This is a genomic window from Gordonia soli NBRC 108243, assembly GCF_000334455.1.
GTDB classification, from domain to species: Bacteria; Actinomycetota; Actinomycetes; order Mycobacteriales; family Mycobacteriaceae; genus Gordonia; species Gordonia soli.
Genome location: NZ_BANX01000026.1, coordinates 1 through 18377 on the forward strand (window position 1 = coordinate 1; position 18377 = coordinate 18377).

21 protein-coding genes and 1 pseudogene are annotated in these 18377 nt (G+C 64.2%); 15 read left to right on the top strand and 7 right to left on the bottom strand.

Annotation, left to right across the window (positions count from 1 at the left end):
- Positions 1 to 246: 246 nt before the first annotated feature.
- Positions 247 to 531 (bottom strand): annotated as a pseudogene (locus tag GS4_RS26500) (ANTAR domain-containing protein); the annotation flags it as partial.
- Positions 532 to 3176: 2645 nt separating this feature from the next.
- The gene (locus tag GS4_RS25280) at positions 3177 to 3380 is read right to left on the bottom strand and encodes an Eco29kI family restriction endonuclease (RefSeq protein WP_007622756.1); all 204 of its coding nucleotides are present in this window, start codon (positions 3378 to 3380) and stop codon (positions 3177 to 3179) included.
- 140 nt (positions 3381 to 3520) lie between these two features.
- On the opposite strand from GS4_RS25280, the gene GS4_RS16910 reads away from it, so the two are divergent.
- The 5 genes from GS4_RS16910 (at position 3521) to GS4_RS16930 (ending at position 8290) form a co-directional block, all read left to right on the top strand.
- Positions 3521 to 4189, top strand: coding sequence for an MspA family porin (locus tag GS4_RS16910; protein ID WP_007622757.1), 669 nt, complete (start codon positions 3521 to 3523; stop codon positions 4187 to 4189).
- A 61-nt stretch (positions 4190 to 4250) separates the two neighbouring features.
- The gene (locus GS4_RS16915) at positions 4251 to 4679 is read left to right on the top strand and encodes a hypothetical protein (RefSeq protein ID WP_007622758.1); all 429 of its coding nucleotides are present in this window, start codon (positions 4251 to 4253) and stop codon (positions 4677 to 4679) included.
- Complete coding sequence (locus GS4_RS26240; protein WP_007622759.1) at positions 4676 to 5002, top strand: hypothetical protein; 327 nt, start codon at positions 4676 to 4678, stop codon at positions 5000 to 5002. The genes GS4_RS16915 and GS4_RS26240 overlap by 4 nt, the downstream gene beginning before the upstream one ends.
- Positions 5003 to 5826: 824 nt before the next feature.
- Positions 5827 to 7344, top strand: a complete 1518-nt coding sequence (locus tag GS4_RS16925; RefSeq protein ID WP_157226660.1) for a hypothetical protein — start codon at positions 5827 to 5829, stop codon at positions 7342 to 7344.
- 517 nt (positions 7345 to 7861) lie between these two features.
- Positions 7862 to 8290 (top strand): hypothetical protein, encoded by a 429-nt coding sequence (locus GS4_RS16930; RefSeq protein ID WP_007622762.1) that lies wholly within the window; start codon positions 7862 to 7864, stop codon positions 8288 to 8290.
- An 80-nt stretch (positions 8291 to 8370) separates the two neighbouring features.
- Here the strand turns inward: GS4_RS16930 and GS4_RS16935 are convergent, their stop codons facing one another.
- The gene (locus GS4_RS16935) at positions 8371 to 8814 is read right to left on the bottom strand and encodes a hypothetical protein (RefSeq protein ID WP_007622769.1); all 444 of its coding nucleotides are present in this window, start codon (positions 8812 to 8814) and stop codon (positions 8371 to 8373) included.
- Between the two features lie 423 nt (positions 8815 to 9237).
- On the opposite strand from GS4_RS16935, the gene GS4_RS16940 reads away from it, so the two are divergent.
- The 10 genes from GS4_RS16940 (at position 9238) to GS4_RS16980 (ending at position 14824) form a co-directional block, all read left to right on the top strand.
- Positions 9238 to 9855, top strand: a complete 618-nt coding sequence (locus GS4_RS16940; RefSeq protein WP_007622770.1) for a hypothetical protein — start codon at positions 9238 to 9240, stop codon at positions 9853 to 9855.
- 84 nt (positions 9856 to 9939) lie between these two features.
- Positions 9940 to 10521 carry an LPD29 domain-containing protein gene (locus GS4_RS16945; protein ID WP_007622771.1) on the top strand — a complete coding sequence of 194 codons (582 nt, stop codon included), beginning with the start codon at positions 9940 to 9942 and terminating at the stop codon, positions 10519 to 10521.
- 89 nt (positions 10522 to 10610) lie between these two features.
- On the top strand, positions 10611 to 11606 hold the full coding sequence (locus GS4_RS16950; protein WP_007622772.1) for a DUF3560 domain-containing protein: 996 nt from the start codon (positions 10611 to 10613) through the stop codon (positions 11604 to 11606).
- 415 nt (positions 11607 to 12021) lie between these two features.
- The gene (gene nrdH, locus GS4_RS16955; RefSeq protein WP_007622773.1) at positions 12022 to 12267 is read left to right on the top strand and encodes a glutaredoxin-like protein NrdH; all 246 of its coding nucleotides are present in this window, start codon (positions 12022 to 12024) and stop codon (positions 12265 to 12267) included.
- A 13-nt stretch (positions 12268 to 12280) separates the two neighbouring features.
- Entirely contained in the window at positions 12281 to 12442 is a 162-nt protein-coding gene (locus tag GS4_RS25880; protein ID WP_007622774.1) for a hypothetical protein, read from the top strand.
- Between the two features lie 40 nt (positions 12443 to 12482).
- Complete coding sequence (locus GS4_RS16960) at positions 12483 to 13181, top strand: hypothetical protein (RefSeq protein WP_007622776.1); 699 nt, start codon at positions 12483 to 12485, stop codon at positions 13179 to 13181.
- Positions 13182 to 13203: 22 nt separating this feature from the next.
- Positions 13204 to 13407: a hypothetical protein gene (locus GS4_RS16965; RefSeq protein WP_040510931.1), complete on the top strand. Its 204-nt coding sequence runs from the start codon at positions 13204 to 13206 to the stop codon at positions 13405 to 13407.
- 53 nt (positions 13408 to 13460) lie between these two features.
- Positions 13461 to 13670: a hypothetical protein gene (locus tag GS4_RS16970; RefSeq protein WP_040510897.1), complete on the top strand. Its 210-nt coding sequence runs from the start codon at positions 13461 to 13463 to the stop codon at positions 13668 to 13670.
- A 39-nt stretch (positions 13671 to 13709) separates the two neighbouring features.
- A complete protein-coding gene (locus GS4_RS16975) occupies positions 13710 to 13946 on the top strand; it encodes an antitoxin VbhA family protein (protein ID WP_007622785.1) in 237 nt (78 codons plus the stop codon).
- 80 nt (positions 13947 to 14026) lie between these two features.
- Positions 14027 to 14824: a Fic/DOC family protein gene (locus GS4_RS16980; protein ID WP_007622787.1), complete on the top strand. Its 798-nt coding sequence runs from the start codon at positions 14027 to 14029 to the stop codon at positions 14822 to 14824.
- A gap of 23 nt (positions 14825 to 14847) precedes the next feature.
- Here the strand turns inward: GS4_RS16980 and GS4_RS26345 are convergent, their stop codons facing one another.
- The 4 genes from GS4_RS26345 to GS4_RS25285 form a co-directional block, all read right to left on the bottom strand.
- Positions 14848 to 14976, bottom strand: a complete 129-nt coding sequence (locus tag GS4_RS26345; RefSeq protein WP_281169218.1) for a hypothetical protein — start codon at positions 14974 to 14976, stop codon at positions 14848 to 14850.
- Positions 14973 to 16217 carry an ApeA N-terminal domain 1-containing protein gene (locus tag GS4_RS16985; protein ID WP_007622789.1) on the bottom strand — a complete coding sequence of 415 codons (1245 nt, stop codon included), beginning with the start codon at positions 16215 to 16217 and terminating at the stop codon, positions 14973 to 14975. Before GS4_RS16985 ends, GS4_RS26345 begins: the two co-directional genes overlap by 4 nt.
- A gap of 272 nt (positions 16218 to 16489) precedes the next feature.
- Positions 16490 to 17467, bottom strand: a complete 978-nt coding sequence (locus GS4_RS16990; RefSeq protein ID WP_007622792.1) for a hypothetical protein — start codon at positions 17465 to 17467, stop codon at positions 16490 to 16492.
- Between the two features lie 102 nt (positions 17468 to 17569).
- On the bottom strand, positions 17570 to 18370 hold the full coding sequence (locus GS4_RS25285; RefSeq protein WP_007622794.1) for a glycine-rich protein: 801 nt from the start codon (positions 18368 to 18370) through the stop codon (positions 17570 to 17572).
- Between the last annotated feature and the right edge of the window lie 7 nt (positions 18371 to 18377).

Below are 18377 nucleotides of genomic sequence, written 5' to 3' on the forward strand. Positions count from 1 at the left end.
CCCTCTCGAAATAGTTTAGTTAACTCTGGCAAATCTGGCCGTAGGCGAGATCAGTGCTAGACAGGCGTGGCGCACATCGGGTACGTGCATCCGTTGTTGGCATGGCCCGCAGTGAGATTCATCGTCCGCCAGCTATTTGTCAATAGTTCAATTCACGGCGGCACGACAGTGGTTGACGCGCACGCGACCACGACAAACCGTGGCCTCCCAAATACGACTTTGAGGTGTGTCATTTATCCAGAGCTGTCAGTTGTCTAAGCACCCGACGCCCGGCGGCAAGGAGTGCGGTTCGCGACTCTGCTGGACGCGGATGGCCGCCTCCGCGACACCGAGGCGATCCGCGTGGCACTGTCGGGGGCGAACGATCCTGTCTGGTGCGGGGTGTTCTTTGGTCACGAGTTGTTCGGCTATGTCGGCTAGTGGTGTGTCGGTTTCCTGGGAGAGTCTTCGGAGCAGGTCGAATGCGCTGTATGCGTCGGTGTCGAAGCGCTCCATGATGATGCCTTTGGCTTGGCCGACAATGTCTCGCGAGGCGAGTGCGTCTGGTCGGTGATCGCCGAGCCGACTGGGCGTGCTCGAGGATTCGCCTGGGCTGTGGTCGTGTCAGTGGCACCGTACGTCGGCGCCATCGCCTTCTGGACACGTAACCGCTGGAGGACTCAGCACCGCCACGGTTCGATAGAAGCAGTATCTGGACGCGCACCGCCGAGAACGTGGCGTCGGCGATCGTGCGTGGCTCCATCGAAAAGCCGACGGTCAGAGCGGAGTCTGTCGCGAGGAGGCACTGCCACACATTTCGTCACGTGTGACGAAATGTGTGGCAATGGCAGGGGCAGGGCGTCACAAGCGACAGCAGATGCCGGATAGCTGCAGCGCCCGCCGAGGAGCGAATAATTCTGACGATGTCCTGCCCTCACAGCCGTACAGGGTTCTCGTCGCACCATGCACCCGGCTGCGGCCGCCGGGCCGATGATGGTGAAGATGTCAGCGGACGGCGCTGTCGTCGAATAATGCTCGACCACAACGTGATGACGTCACGTTTGCAAATCACAGAAGGCAATGCGACCAGTCGTGATCGACAAAACTCTGCACGCCGATAAGATACATTATGTCAAGCGAACCACTGCATATTGCACCAGATGAATCAACCAACCACCTGTCACTTCGTTCACGGGTCAAGCCCCAAAAGCCGACTACGACAACGGGTTTGATCCAATGCAGCCCCCACATATTGCCAGATTCGTCGACCGGCTACAGGCTAACTGAGTTTGTCGCCAGCCTGCGGCCTGTGTCGCGACCACCGACTGACTGGCATCGCGGCAAGACTGAATCGCTCGCCGCGGTCGGCGGCGAATATGCAGTGATCGAATATGCAGAATTACCAGTAAAGGCCGGAAGTGGCTGGTAGAGAACGATTTCTTGTGGGGCGAGTGTCGGGTGACAAGGTAGTTAAGACTTTGCCACCCTAGATGAGACCCGGTGACACCGACCTAGGACTTTCGACCTCACCGACCTGCAAGAATCCACGCCGAACTCCCACATCGGCTGTCACCGAGGCCAGTTCACCGCTATCAACAGCGCTCTGAAGACGGGCAAGATGGCAGCCAGTGTCGGATGGCAACGTAGTTGGGACATGGCCACGCTGGTTGAGACTCGATGACACGGACGTCAGATATGTCCCGCCGTGACCTGCACGAATCGATCCGGTCACTCCCAATTCGGTTGTCATCCAGGCTCAGTCACCGCTTCCAGGTTCGTTGTCATCCAACAATGACGTGTCGGCGGATGTCAGGCGGCAAGGTAGATAAGGGCGGTCTGGCAGTCCTGCAGACCGACGCTGGATGGGCTGGACGACGAAGAGCCGCACCCGATTCGGGCACGACATCGGTCGCGAATGACGGGCGCGCTCGGGCACCATGTTGCATGGCCGGATTACCTTGAACTCGCGTAGCTCACCTCCTCACAGAGCACTCTCGCCGGAGCGCTCGGCGCCTGACTCGAAGACGACGACGTCTATCGCATCGCCCACAGCTGCGATAGACACTGGCGAACTTCGAGCGGGCGTCGTGGGTTCGCCGCCCGACCGCGCCCTCGCCGAGATCGTCCTACAGGCCCTGCCGAGCCTGGGCGATGGATCGGGTCTTGCCCTGCACGGTTTACAGCGCTCCCTCTTGGATCGATCCTCGGCGCAGCCGCCGCAGTGCAGGCGGCATTCCCGAGAACGGTGGCATCCGACGTTATCGGCGACGTAGGTTGGCTTATAGGAGGCGTTGAAGTCGCTTTTTCCCACGGTTAGACCGGACGATCCATTCGAGGTCCGGGTCGGTGATATCGAGAGCGTTGAACGCGGCCAGTCCTGGGTGTGGGTCGGCTGCAACAGCCACGCTCCAGCAGTATCCGAGGGCCTGACGCAGGGCCCGTGCGGCCGGGGAGCGCCGCGTCGCGCGAGGGGTGTTGGTAAGCACGGTGCTCGCTCGGCCGCACACCTCGATCGCGATGGCCGCCGCTGCCGGCGAGCGCAGTAGACGCGGCTCGCATATTGTTGCTACGGCTGCCCGGGCTATGAGGGGATCAGGCTGGGATGCCCAACTGCGGACGACTGATTGGACAATGCCAAGATCGGTGTCGGCCGCTTCTTGCATGCCGATTACCACACCCTCGCGGACTCGCCATCGCTCGTCGACAGCCAGCGCCTGTAGCCGCGCATGAGTGTCAGCATCGGCGACCCGCGCACCGACGCAAATCGCACCGCACATCACCCGGTATTCGTCGTCGCTGCTCAGGAGTTGCTCAACTAGATCTGAATCTGCTAGGGCCGCTAGCGCTATTGCCAGCGAGGTGTTCGCTCGCGGGCCTGGCAACCCCGAGTTCGCATCCACGAACGCTAGCCATTGACTGCGATCGTGGTGCTGCAATTGTGCTGTCCACCGGTTCACCGAGCGCGACACCTCGGCAGCATAGCCCTCCTGTCGCAGCGCGCTGCGTCACCTCGTCGGACACTTGTGTCTCGGCGCGCGAGAAATCCTCGGGCCTCTCACCATCCGCGGTCGCTGCGCTCCTGGTGAAAACTCCCGCGATCGACAGTTGCGTTCCACGGCCCTCATGGCGGTCAATCTCTCCCTTGCCAGAAGGGCATCTCAATTGGGATTGCAAGGTGCGGTGACGACTAACGCGGTCTAGAGACGCTGGCGGAGGTATTCCGCCGCGTCGAGTTCGATGTCCTCGGCAGTCTTGGTGCTTGGCGGGAATTGCTCGGCCCAGGGGCGGCCTGGGTGGAGGGTGTCCCAAAGGGACCGGCGTCCCGCTCGGCGACCCCGGCCGGGGTCGTGGTTGCCGAAGCCGTCAACGAGAGCGTTCCAAACGGGGGCGGTGGGTGACAACGCGATGGGCTGTTGTCGTTCGTTCGGATGACCCGGCCGTGTCCTCGATCACAAACCAACAGATTCTGTTGGTGAGCTTTCGGGGCGTGTGCTGTGATCTGCAATATTCAATATCGCAAAGTATCAGTGTGGAGTGTCGGATGGGTGTGGGAGGGTTCGCACGGTGCGGGTATGGCCGTGTCGCGGTGTCGGGTGTTGCTGCGGCGACGATTGCCGTCGGTGTCCTGACCGGTGCGGGCGCGGGTCCGGTGGCGGCAGCGCCTGATTCGTTCGGCGATCGGTCGGTGTCGAAGGTGACCGAAGACGGTTGGCGGGTGACTGCGGTCAAAGCCAAGGAGCGGGTTCGTTCGGTGGCGCCGTTGAATCAGTCTCCCTGGACGCGTGAGGGATTCCTGTCGCTACGCGGTGAAGGCCGCATCAGCGGTGCCGGGACGGTGGCGGTTTCTGCGGGCACGGTGCGCGCGGGGTTCCAGATCGGGTGCAATACCGACGTCACCTCGGGTCTGACCTTGGGGGTCACGGCGGGTCCGACTGCGCAGATGTCGATTTCGTGGCCACCAGCGTTGATCGTGGGAGCCCAAGCCAGCGGGAACGTATCGACCACGTTGAAACCCGGAACGATCGCCGACATCGCTTTCGGGGTGAAGAAACTCGCCGGGCCCCGCGCGGGTCTGACCGTCGACGGGGTGCACGTCAAAGTCGATGGCTGTTTGGGGCCGGTTGCGGTGCGTTCGTATGTGACCGTGGCGATCTCGACCCCGGTCAACGACAACACCGTCAACGTCTACGGCACACCCCACTACCTGTGAACGTAATCGTCGGACAGCAAGTGCGGCAACAGAAGACGGCACGATTGAAGGAGTCGAAAGTATGTCTGGTGTCAGTGCGAGACGAATTGTTGCCGGTGTGTGTGCTGCGGCGGCGATCAGTGGGGCAAGCCTTGTCGGTGGCGTGGGTCCTGCGCACGCGGTTCAAGTGAAACAAGACAGTCGGTACACGATGGTGTGGCTGTCGCCTGCCGAGACCCAGCAGGCCGCGCAGATAGGTATGGTCAGATTTCTCGATCAGCCCGGAATCATCGAACACGCAGGAGTCGTGGTCCGCCCGGACTCACGTTTCAGAAACCAGTTCACCAGAATCGACGGTCGCCGAGTGTTCCACGTTTGGAAGCAGCAACTCGTGGACGAGGCCGCATCCAAGCCCGGTGGCCAGATCGGGGTTGTTCTCGACCGCCAGCGTCCTGACCTGCCGATCGGTATCGCCCAATATTGGCCCACGCGCTCAGGAGCTGTGCGATGACCTTTACTCACGCCGCTGAGGGTGCACTGGATGGCCCGGTGCAGGCACGCGATGACCACGATCGGTCCGACGCCAACCCGCACCGCCGAGCTGGCTCTGGCGGAACCGGTTCTGGGTTTCCCGCCGGCAAAGCCGTGTTGTTCGTGGCTGGTTGTGTGCTGCTGGTGTTGGCGGCAGCGAATTTGACGCACCTGGGTGAGTGGTCGCACCGGTGGGGACAGATCCCGGTGTTCCTGGTGTTCTTCCTCGTCATGTCGATCGCTGGCCGTTGGTTCTGGGTCGGCGCTGATGCCGTACTGGCCAGGGTGATCGGCAACCGATGAGTGGTTCGTGGTCGGGGGCGGCTGGGTGCGGTGCCGCGCAGAGGGGTCGGCACCGTCCCAGCCGCCGAACATGCACCACAGCAACACTGTTGACGCTTCTGTGCGGCGTCGTCGGGGCCGCGGTACTCGCAGTGAGTGTGCAGACCGAGGCTGCACCGCAGGCACGTGCGGATGCACTGTGTGATCAGATGCGCGCCCAGTACGGCGCAGGTTGGCCGTGTATCAACGTGCCCACCTACACCCCGCCACCCACCCAGAACACGCCCACCACAACTGGGCCCGGCAACCAAGACTCCTCGGCAGGACCCGCAATCGCCGGTAACCCCGGACCCGGCCCCGGCGAGGGCAACGGCACCCCCATCGTCCCCGTACCCGGACAACCCGCGCCGCGCCAAGACGGGCAGCCAATCCCTGTTCCCGGTGAGCCGGTCGGTTCCGGCGACCGGATACCGAACGCTCCCCACGCAACACCCGATGCTGCGCCCCCAACACCGATACCCGACAGCACCGCCACGCAGCCATCACCCGGCACACCCTCGAGCCCACACCTGTCACCCCGCCCGCAAATCTCGGACGACAGCATCGAGAAGGCCGGCCCGCCACAACCTGCCAACAATTCGACGATCCCCCTCACCGCATGGCTGATCGCCGGTGCCGCCGCACTCGCAGTAGCCCACCCCCGACCTGGACGTGCCCTGACCAGACATGGTCTCCCGCGATCGTGGAGTCTGTTGCAACGCGGTGGCTCTCACCGAGCACAAGTCGGTCCGTCTCGATTGGTTCTGATCAACGACCCGACCAGCCCACGCACCTACCGGTTTGCGATGGATGTCCCTGACGGTGGCACCACCCGAATCAACCCTGACGGCTCGGCGACAGTCTATGACCGCTACGGAAATCCGGTCCGTTCGGTAGCACGGCCGTGGGCCTACGACAGCGCCGGCCGCCCCCAGAAAACCTGGTACACCACCGCCGACAACGGCGACCTCATCCAACACATCAACCCCATCGACAGCGCCCTCTTCCCGATCCTCGCTGATCCCACTGAGATTGGCCAATGCACTCCGGATGATCCCGACGGAAACGGGATCAGTGGATTTCAGCAACCGCAACAGCCGCAAACCTCTACCTCGACAGCGACCTCGGCTGGTTCGGTTGTCACCACCGCCCAAGACGGTCACGGTGGAACAATCACCTCAACCTCAACCGCGGTCCCGGACTCAGGGGGCAGCGTCGATACAACCATCGACAACGCGGACGGGACTACGACCCAAACTCGATCGGTGCCAGATGGCAACGGCGGCGTGACGACCTGGACAGCGAATCCCGACGGCTCGAACTCGGTGGTCTATCCCGATGGGACCGTATACACCGAACCCGGAACGTCAGGCCTCGGGTATGGCCAGTCGACACCGACCGCCGACGGCGGGATCGACACTACTTACACCGCCCCCAATGGCAGTCAGTACTCGGCCCATTCCACCCCCAACTACGACGGGTCGATACACACCGAAACCGACACGCCGGAAGGCCACGTCAGTAGCAATTCTGCGGTAACCGGGGACCAGGGCAACATCATCACCCAAGCGAACACTTCGCACGGCAACACAGTGATCACCCGCTCGGATCCCAACTCCGACGGAACAGTTGACACGCATAGAGTCGTCTACGTCACGACCGATGAGCGGGGCCGAACGATCTATGGCCAGGACGACGGCACTCTATACATTCCCAATGTGGGTGATGGCACCTCTGCTGAAGTCACCGCAGGTGCAGATGGAAGCAAGGTTATCGCGTTCTCCGACGGAACCCGCAGCGTTATTGATAAAGATGGCAACCAAACCCTCTTCGACAACTACGGCACACCACTGATGACCGCGGCCGCCAACGCCGCGCCTAAACTACTCACCGGCCAGGCGGCATCACAGGGATCAAAGTTGGCATCAAATGTTGCGGTCAGCATGGCCATAGCCGGTTGGCTCGACAACAACCCTCAGATCGCCAGCACCAGCATGAAGACCTTCGACTACGCCGTGCGGTTCGGCAAACTCGCTCCTGCAGTTGCTGCACCAGTCGGAATGTATATGGACATCAAGAATGGCATGGAGCCCGGCAAAGCGGTCACGGTCGGAGCCCTCAGCGCAGGAGCCACCATCGCCACTGCTGCTCTCCTAGGCCCCGGCATTGTTTCCGTCGTCATCGCAGCGGGAGTCGGTGCCGGCGTCTACTACGGTGGCAAATGGGCCTACGACAAGCTCCCCGACGGTCTGACCAACGGCATCAACTCCGGAGTCAAAGCCGTTGGTAGCGGCATCGCCTCAGCATGGAGGTCAGTATTTTGATCGGTGACTATCTGCGGTGGGCAGCCCAGATGCTGTGGTGGCTCACACGCACCGCGGCCTACCTGATCGTCCAAACCATCTCGACCGGAGCTGGCGACCTGGGTCAATGGCCTCGACGACCACCACGACCGCAACGCCGACCTTCCTACGACACCTCACGCCCCGTCACAAACTCACACAAGAGCCAAACCGAGGCCGAACACGCAACTAAAGCGCTCGCGAACAACCGCAGACGACGATCCTCAAGAAAGCGCAAGCCATAGTCACTGGTCGCGATGTGCATTACCTCGCAGTCGATTGCAAGCCGACAATGTACATATGTCAAGTACTGATTGACAGATCCGCTGCTGTCGATTGACAGGTGTCGGAGCCGAAGTGCATCATCAAGCGATGAGCGGTTCCGCCTTCGCCGTGCTCGCTCGGACATCACCTTCGCGCACATCAATGCCCTGTACGAGCGGATGCTCGGCTGCCTTGTTTTCTCGTAGGGTGTCGCAACTCCAATAGGGTGAAGTCGGTGAGCAACCTCCCCACCGCCGCCCGCTGGCTACTGCCCTGCGCCGCGATGGTCACACTGACCGCCACCGGCTGCGGTGCAGATCCCGCAGGGTCGACACCCTCAGATCGGCGCGCCTCACTCGACAAGGTGCGGGCGGTTTTCGACGAGACCGCCTCGGCGGTCAATGCGCGCGATCAGCAGGCCTTCAGTCGTCTGCTGTGCGCCGATGTCCGCGAAAGCGACGGCTACAAGACGGCACCGTCGTTCGCAGGATTCCCCCCAGGGCCGGTGGTCAGTGTGGAAGAGCCGACCCTCAACGATGCTGACGGAGCAGAGGTCTACGCCACCATCAATTACGAATACTCCCCGCTGCGAACGAAGTTCAGCTTCGCCTGGGAGAACGACGAGTGGAAGTTCTGTCCCCAAACTCTGCTGGTGGTCGACTAGCGTCCACGCCCGAGGCTCGTCGAAGCGCGCGTCGTCGCCGAGACGGCCGCCATCAGTGGCGCGCACCAGACGGCGGCCAGTCACAGACGAGTTGTCCAGTGAGCGATCGCCGCGGATCCGATCACTGCAGCAGACACCACGACTGCGAACGGAACAGCAGTGATGAGGAGCCCGAAGTCAGGTATGCAGAACTCGCTCTCGCAGAAGAACCGGCCGCTGTAGGCCCTGACCTGCGATATCGAGAAAGCGAGCGCGGCCGCCCACATGAGGGCGAACGGAATGGTCGCCGCGACACTGCGCCCGAAGCAGCGCAGCAGCACCGAACTCGCCAGAAGCACACCCGCAGCGATCGCCGCTTTGGTGTGAAAGTCGGCAACCAGATGCGCCGACGCGGTAATGGTCCGCTTGTCGGCCTGGAGGAAGTACACGGCCAGCACCCATGGGATCGCCACAGTCGCAACCACATGCGTGGCCTGCCAGATGCGTCGTGGCGTCACCTCCACCGATAGCAACTGGCCTGGCATGGCCGCATTGTGCCACGGTCCCCAGCTCACGCTGTGGGTTCACGGCGTCGGCGGTTCGTAGCCGACTCGAGGTGGATGGCTGATCGTGTCGCTCCACATCCGCGCGTCACAGCGCCGACAGATGTAGAGCCTGCACGGATACGGGCGGTGTCCGGAATCCCAACCGACCAGGATGCGGTTCGGGCCGAGCTCGTGCCCGTTCGGACACCGCGTCGGCATCACCTCGTGGAACATCCTGGAAACCCTCTCCCAGCCTCCGCACGTGCAGCATAGAACCCCACCCCCGATGGCCACACCATGCTCGTCGACCAACCGACCTGGTGTCCGGCAGTACAGCAGTACAGCACCCTTCGGGTGGACTGCCGGCGGCCGCCGGCACTGATCGGAGCGGACTTCGTCCGCACCCAATTTGGAGGTCGGGGTGTGTTGCCCCCTTCCATTCTCTTACCCTCGCTCATCCGCAACAAGCGCCGCGAAAAACTAATCCGCCCTACGGGTTTGCAGGCCTGCGGCCCGGATGACTTTTTCGCTGCGGAGCACCCTTGCAGCTCCCTCACTCACGCAAGCGATTGGCAGGTGTCACACACACCGGACGACCCAACAGGAGGACTTCTCATGGCCGTTACGCACGAGACCCCGTGGATTGATCGCACGACCGGCACCCAGTGCTGCGACGCACTGACCTGCACCCTTGACCACACTCGCGACCGTCACGCAGTGCTCTCAACCGCGAATGCGGGGGTCGATCTGGTCGGGCCGAACATGGCCGCGATCAACCTGCGCGCCACCCTGGCCGGGACCGGCTTCGCTGAGACGTTGCTTGCGTCGCTGCGGGATTGGCGTGACGCGCTCGACCGGCAGATCGAGACCCACACCCGCGAAGCCGCGATGTGGATTGCCCCGGCCACCGGCGATGTCATCGACTCGACGGCTCGCGTGGCCACTGCGCAGGAGCACTTGGACGCAATCACCGTTCTGATCGAACGCCGCCAGGTCGCCGACCAACTCCTCGACGGGGCCACAGACCAGCACTACCGCTGAACCGGGTGGGGCCGCGCCGCTCGTGGCCCCACCCCCTGCCCCGCCGATCACCCACCACACCCGAGGGAAGGGACAACCCCACTGATGAAGACCTACACCACCAAAGAGACCGCCGCCGCGCTGCGTACACAGCTGCGCACCACCTGGCCGGGAGTGAAATTCTCGGTTCGGTGCGCGACTGGCACCGCCTACGGATGGATGCGGGTGGCCTGGGTCGATGGTCCCGACGACGATCAGGTCCGCGCGGTGTGCAACCACTACGAGTCCGAGCGGTTCGACGGCATGACCGACAGCTACCAGCAGCAGCCGGATCCGCTGGTAGTCACCACGCCGGGTGAGTTGCCGGAGATGGTGCGGTATTCGTGCTGCGGCATCAACACCGAACGCGTCTACACCGACGAAGCAACCCGAATCGTGTTGCGTGCGTTCGTCGCCGAGAACCCCGAGGTCGCTACCGCATTCGACATCGACGGCATCGACATCGACACCCTGGTCTACAACGATCTGCACCGCGACGCCCGCCTGATGAGGCTGGACAACCTCGCCAACAGCATCGTCTACCGAGGCGATCACATCCCCCGCTACCTGCCCGACCTGGGAACCACGGTCGCCGCCGCCCTGCAGCTGACCGACTTCACCACCACCGCCACCGACCCGGCGGCCTGACCGCTTCGGTGTGGCCCGGACGGTCGACCCACAAGGGACCCCGGACCACCCCGAACCCCCACACCACCACCCAAGGAGCACGACTAGTCATGAGTGACATCACCATCACCCACACCGCCGCCGACGGAACCCTCGTCGAGGGCACCAGCAAAGGCGACGGCACCAACACGATTCTGAAAGCCCACGGTTTCCGCTGGTTCCGCACCCTGGGCGTGTGGGGCATCGCAGGCAGCCGCGACCGTCAGCCCAACGAACCGAAGATCGAACGTGCCCGCAGCGCCCTAACCGAGGCAGGTCACACCGTGACCGTCGACATCGACCGCACCCACCGCGACACCGCCACGGTGGAGGCCGACAAGGCCGACCGCCAACAGGCCCGCGCCGATGCACTCGAGAACAAGGCCGACCGCCACCGCGCCCGCGCCGACGCCGCGTGGGATGCCGAGCAGCGTGCAGCCGCCGCGTTGCCGCCCGGTGGTGAACCGATCCACGTCGGACACCACAGCGAAGGCCGCCACCGCCGCGCGATCGACAACGCGCACAGAAAGTTCCGCCACGCCATGGACGCCGACACCCAGGCCACCACGACCGCGCAGCGGGCCGACACCGCTGCACGCGGTACCGAACGCCGCTACAACCCGCGTACCGTGGCCAACCGCATCGAGAAGCTAGAAGCCGAGCAGCGCGCCGACCAACGCGCCCTCGACGGACACACCCGAACCCTGTTCATCACCAGCGACGGACAACGCGCCGTCGACATCACCCCGGCCGCGACCGGGGAGCGTCGCGAGCAGATCACCGCCGCCATGGCCCAACGCGGCGACGAGCTCACCCACTGGCACGCCGTGCGCGCCGAGCAGATCGCCACCGGCCAGACCGGCGACTACCGCCGCGAGACCATCAGCGCAGGCGATCAGGTCCGCGACAGCTTCGGACACTGGCTGCCGGTCCTGCGCGCCAACCCCAAGACCGTGACCGTCGAACGACCAGCACCCTTCGGGGGCCGCATGATCCGCGGCACCATCCCCTACCAGGACCTCACCGGCCACCAGTCCGCCGCCACCATCGACGACGCCGCCGGATGAACACCACGGCAATACGCGATAGTGCAGAGCAAATGCTAGATAGCGTAGTCTAGCTAGCAGCGTGGCAACGGTTCCGACCGCAGGTTCCCACTCACCCCCGGGCGCCTAGCGTGGCCTCCCCTGGCACCCGGAACCGTTGCCGCGCCCCTCTCACCCCGGAGAATCGGGAGGGCCGGCCGGCGGGCATCGAGCCCGCCAGTCGACGCGCTTCGCGCACCCGGTGTCCACCCTGGCACGCGCTGCCTCCCTGATCGCCCCATTATCACAAGCGTGGCCGGTCCTTCTGTCAATCCATTCCACCGAAAAGCGACCCACGCGCTACACGTCGCGCCGCTCCGTTCCGCTTATTTCGCGGGTAGTTGTTTCGTCTCCATTAAATGGACAGAATGCCCAGCCAAGTATGGGCGATACGACAATGAGCGAGAACACCACGATCACCGTCTACACCAAGCCCGCCTGCGTCCAGTGCAACGCCACCTACAAAGCACTCGACAAGCAGGGACTGGGCTACGAGGTGGTCGACATCAGCGACGACGACTCCGCCCGCGACTACGTGATGAGCCTGGGCTACCTGCAAGCACCGGTCGTGGTGGTCGGCGACGATCACTGGGCAGGTTTCCGGCCGGACCGCATCAAAGCCCTCGTCAAGGCGGCCGCGTGAAAGGGATTGTGCGATGACTGATTACGCAGAGCAGGCAGTGGCCTATTGGGCCAAGTCCGATCACGCCTACACCGAGGGTGACCCGCAACTCGGAGACGAACTCGCCGACCTCGCCGCACAGTGCGAGGAATGGGCACTCGAAGATCTCACCGGCGTCCGCAGTGACGTCGCCTAACCAGTAGCCAGACCGACCGACGCGAACAAGGAGACAGTAGGTGATTGTTATGGCCGACAACCCCGATGTCGCACGATCTGATGTGCCGCAACCGCCGGCCACCGCGATCGAACCGCTGCCCGAACTGGAAACCGTCACCGCCCGAGATGACCTCACCCTCACCCTCACCCTTACCGGAACTGTCGGTGAGGACACCACCGAGGTTGACAACACTCTCGCCCTGGAGCTGGACATGCTCACCGCGTTGTTGTGGGCGTCACCGGCCCGAGCCCGCCAGGTCGTCGAGGCGTTGATCGGCTCGCGCGCCGCCCGCGACGCCGGCACCACCAGCAGTGTGCTTCCCGCAGGCAGTGTGGTGTTCCTCAGTGCTGTGCATCAGGACGTGTTCGACACCGTGGTGACATTGCTCGACGAAGGTAGCCCCGCCACACCCGTTCTGGTCAATGCGCGGTTTGCCGATCGGGGACTGACTACCCGCACTCGCCGCGTCATGCTCGAGATCGCTTCCCCGCGCCACGGCCGACCCGTCGCCGACAGCGCCGATCTGCCCCACCTCGCCGCCGCCCTCATCGACGGCTGGTACCGCCGCGGCTACCGCGCACCGCTGGCCCGCATGACCCAGGTAACCACCGAGCGCCCCACCGCCGAACTCGCCGGCCACTGGACGGCCCTCACCGCACATCAGCAAGCCGCCGAAACCCGGTGGCTGGCCATCCGCGACACCCTCGCCCGCATCTGACAGCGAAGGCACAGCCCCCGTGATAACTGACGACGACCTCGACGACCTCAACGTCCAGGACCGCCAACTCGGTGACCTCGCCGCCGACATGCGCGAGCACGGCCGCAGCTGGGCCGACATCGCCCACGACCTCGCACTGCCCGAAGCTGCCGTCAAACATGCTGTCGACCAAGCACACCAGCGTGCCGCCGAACTCGCTGCACGCGACCAAATCGCCCTGTTCTGATCACGCACACCTTAGAGGTCGGGAGAACCGCCCTCGCCATGTGGAGAGAGTCGATGACTGCACCGCACACCCGCACCGAGGACGAGATCCTGTCAGCGGCGACTGCCGGCCACATCATGGCCGGCATGCCTCCCACCGCCGGCGATGCCGACGCCGCCCGCCGGGTGCTGCGCGGGCACACGTCTGTCGCGGAAGAGTTGACGAAGTTGCGCGACGAGCGGTCGACGTCGCGGACTGCCCCGAGGCGCAGCGATGATCGGTAAACTGAGTCCGACGAGACATTCAGGAAGGGCAGGTGCGCGATGATCGAGTCACGATGGATCACCCGCTGGCCGGAGTTGTTCGCCGGCCTCACCGACACCCAGGTTCGTGGTGTCGTGCAGGCAATCGACAACAACGTCCTCGAGGGGTGGGACCCGCAACGCGCCGACGTCGACCTGCTCACCCGGTCGGCGCGCGGCGAGCTGACCGACGCCGAAGTCATCGCTGAAGCCGTTGCCATGGCTACCGGCTCACGAGTCGCACACGCCTTCGGCTGACCACCCACAACCTGGTAGTTGTTCACGACGGCACCACCGCCCCGGGTGGTGCCGTCGCCATGTCTGGAAGGTGAGGGTGAGTGACCGCACAGGATGACTGGGCCGCCACGTTCATCCCCGGCACCACCGTGCTGGCCAACAAACTCGGCATCACCGATCCCGACGCGCTCGCCGCGGCCGAATACACCATCACTGCGCACCGCGAAGCGATGATCGTCGACGGACGTCCCCCGATCGCCCGCACTTACGACGCCGAGCATCTGCACACCATCCACGCCGCGTTGTTCTCCCCGCTCTACGAATGGGCCGGCGTTCCGCGCACCTACCCGTTGAGCAAAGACGGCCTGCCGTTCGCCGACCCCGACCAGATCGGCCGATACCTTGACCACGCCCGCGACCACATCGCCGCCGTCGATTGGACCGACCTGGACCACGGCGGGTTCGCCGTCGAGGCCGCCACCGTCTACGCCACGATCAACATGGGCCACCCCTACCGCGAAGGCAACGGCCGGACGGTCAAGGTGTTCATGTCCCAACTCGCCGCAGATGCCGGCTACCGACTCGACTACGGCCGCGTCACACCCGAACAGTGGGGCAACGCCGCCATGCTCTCCCACCCCGACCGAGGCACATTCGAGCCCGTCCCCGACACCATGATCCCGGTGTTCGAGCGGATCACCGAACCGATCGCACCACTGCAACCCCCCGCGGCCGAGCACGCCGCTCCACGAGAGACCGACACGCAACGCGCGGCCCGGATCGCCAGCCGCGGCACCTCCCGACGCTCCCCAACCTCGGGATCGCGATCGGAGTCAGGCAGCCCCCAGCGTCGGCGCGGGACTGGGTACGACCGCGGGTCCGAAGGTCGCGGCCGCTGACCGTTGCACTGTCGGCGTGGCGGTTACGTCGGGGTGGATGCGCGCCGGTTGTTGTACTCGGTGACCAATTCGCGGAAGCGGCGAGCTTGGTAGCCCCAATGGTCGGTGACCGCGCTCTGTTGCAGCGAGGCGTCGAGGCCGAGCTGGCTCATGAGGATGAGGTGCAACAGGTGTCGTGTGATGTCGAGTAGACGGTCGTACCCCTCTTGCGGAGTTTCGTCGTGACGTGGAGGCGTGAGGTGGTCGTGACCGACTGAGTTCCTCGCGTGAACCAGCCACTTCGCCCACACTGTGCGGTCTTGATTAGGTCGCGGATCGTCTTGTGGTCTTCCGGCGAGATCGCTGTCGAGGTGGGGCACAGGATTGAGTGGAAGCCCTCCACAACGGTCGCAGCGGTGAACAGACGCGTCTCGTAGTAGCCGTGGCGTTCGTAGTCGAGGCCGAACAAGACGTTCAACGGCGGACCGATCTTGCGCGACAGCGCGTACCACCTGTCGAGGGCTTGCACGCCGCCCAGGTCGTCGAGGGTGAACAACAGGTGGTGCCATTCTCTGCTCCCCTTGATCTCGACGTCCTCGCCGTGGAAGAACAGCTCAACTCGAGGACGTCTCTCGGCGTCGTCGGCCGCGATGAGGTGGCGGCCGCCCACTGCACACGGACTCTGCGTCGCGAGAGTGAGCAAGTTCTGCACCGGCCGGATCGCATCTTGAAACTCAAGTGCACCTCTCGGCTGCGGAGTCTGCACCTCATAGAACGTCCGCTCCTTGATCTGATGCGTGCGGCCCCAGGCGTTGTCCGTTCCACCGCGGCCGAAGGACTGAGACCACAGCAGGATCGCCGTGATGTCCTCACTCGGAAGCTCGACCCTGTCAGAGGGAACGGTTTCCAGGGTCATCGTCATAGTGTGTCCGGTTGCCGCGGATGATTCATCGCCATTCACGGGATGGGGGCCGGTGATGCTATGCGAGAGGCCGCTGCGTCCGGACCACTCCGTGAGATGAGACATCTCGACCCGCATCCCCACGAAAATCTGGTCATCGGCACTGTCTAACCAACCGCCCACCACCGCCGCTCCAGCCCTAAACACCTGCGTTTCGGTAGGCGCGGGCATCACGTGGATCATCCCGCCGTTCGCTCTCGTGCAGTAGAGCAGGGTGACGGCTTGCCCCTCCGCCTCGCCGTGGATGATGCGCGGCTCATCGAAGCTCCGCGCCGACCGGCGGACCGACCCGTCACCTGGCAGGTGCCCGTCCACAAGTGCGGACATGACCTCCAAATGAACTCGGCCGGAGGCGTCGATCGTCAGGACCCCGCCCACCTTGTCGACGTCGCTGCCGTCGCCCACTGGGGCCGGAATCCACCACAAGCCGCGGTAGCGGCGCTCGTCGCTCACGCACCGATTGTGACGCCACAACGGTGCCGCTGCGATCGGATTTCGCAGATGCTCACACGACGTCGCCCACGACCTGGACCGGAGGCGGGCCGACGTGTCCGCGCGGCGCACACCCTCCCCTGTCCAGGCCGACGTTTCGCCATCAGCTCGCGCCCGGTGAGCCGCTGTCTCAGCGGCGGAAAACGACCACGCTGCGCGTGGACTCGGTAACCCCCTGCACTGGCGCGCTCATCGACCAAAAGCACCTCGGCTCGTGGGAGCGAGGTAGGAGATTACGCCTTCTGGCCTAGATCCGGGACGCCGAGCGCCGCAGCGGCGAGCACCGCGAAGCCGAAGTAGAGGTGGCTGAGTGATGTCATGGTGCTGGCGCAGCAGAACTTGTGGAAGTTCGCGTTGAACGGATCGTCTGTCAGCTGAGCGAGCTGCTCCCGGCTATCGCCCCAGTGCAGAGTGTCGCCGTAGTTAAAGCTCCTGATCAGCTCCTCGGGCACGACCCCCTTGAGTGTTCGTGGGTGCTCATCTTTGAGGTTCGGGTTGAGCTTCTCGCAGATGAGTGTGGCGGGTGCCTTCTTCATCAGGCTCGCGCGAGCCTTCTTCCAGGCCTTCAGTACCGCGCGGGCGCCGTCCAGCTCGGTCTCTCCAAGCCCGACATCGTTCAGCGCACGGTTGATGATGTTCCACGTCTTGACAAAGCTCGCCGGCTCGCCGTCGTTGTGCAGCTGTCGGAATGTCGCCGAGAAGCCGCTGAACTCTTGGTGGCTCGGCAGATCAGCGCGAACTGCCCATCCCTTTGCCTTCTCCTTCGAGGACATGGAGAACGTCGCTTTGCTGTTGATGATGCTGTAGCCCGCGAGATTTCGACACGTCTGGATGTACCGAACAAGTAACTGCTTGTCGTCGTCGCTCAACGCGCCGAGCACATTGACGAAAGTCGACGGGTCATCAAGATCGAAGAGGTAGGTCAGCTGCTGCCATTGGTAGTCGAAGCACGTAGGGTCCGTGCCGTCCGATGCGAGTGGCGGGTCGAACTTCAGGGCCACCGGACGAATGGTGTCCTCGAGCGGGATGGATTTGACACTCAACGTCTTGCCGCCGTCGGTCTTACGCGTATCGGTCATCTTGAAGACGAAGGACATCGGTCCGTCCTCGATCGACATGTATTTGTCGTCAGTCATCGGCACCAGTGGTCCGCGCTCCCGACTCTTTCGCCGCTTCCGCCGGTCCTGCTTGTCTCGCCTGTTGTTTGACATCGGCCCTCCTTCTCAAAGGCGAAGAAGCAACTCTATCGACGGGGTCGGACAGGCTGCGGCGTACCGCAGGCGTGGGGCTGGAGGCGAGGGTGTCCGTTTTCGTCACCTCCCCTGTCCAGGCCGACGTTTCCCCACCGGCTTGCGAGTGGTGGGCCGCTGTCCCAGCGGCGGAGAACGACCACGCTGCGTGTGGACTTCGGTAACCCCGAGGGTTCCGCCGGCCGGGACCAGGGATGAGCCCCCGGCGCCGCCGCCGGCTATCGATCCGCCGCCACCGCCGTACAGGCCGCCGCCGCCTCCGCCGCCGCCCTGGCTGGTTTCGAGAGGCGATTCTGTCTGGTTAAGGGCAGCAGATCCGCCTACCCCCAGGGTTCCAGGCGAACCGGTAAAGGCAGGAATATTCGGGTAAGTGCCACCAGCACCACCAGCGTTGCTCGTTCCAGCCTGCGCCGGCGTCCCGGAAGACTGGGCGTTGCCGGGCGCGCCCGCTTCGCCGCCAGCGAAAACATAGCCGCCACCACCACCGCCACCGGCCACGAGCACTCGGCTGTCCAGATCATCGGCAACAGTGCGGATGTCTGACCCGCCACCGCCGCCCGCACCGGGAAAGTGACTCCCAGGCATGTTGGGGGTGCCGCCGCGTCCACCACCGCCGACTCCCCCTACCCCGCCGGGATCAGAGCTATACGTGGTGTCGGCGCCGTTGCCGGCGACCACCGCGGTCAGGGTTCGCGATTGGGCAGGCACCGCGACCGTGCCGGTCACCACCGCGCCCTGGCCACCAACTCCACGGTTCTCGACCGTGCCGCCGTGGCCACCGATCGCGGTGACCTGCACCGCCCGCACACCAGCAGGAAGTACCAGGGTGTGCGGGCCTGCCGCGGTGTAGGTACACGTCACCATGCCGCCT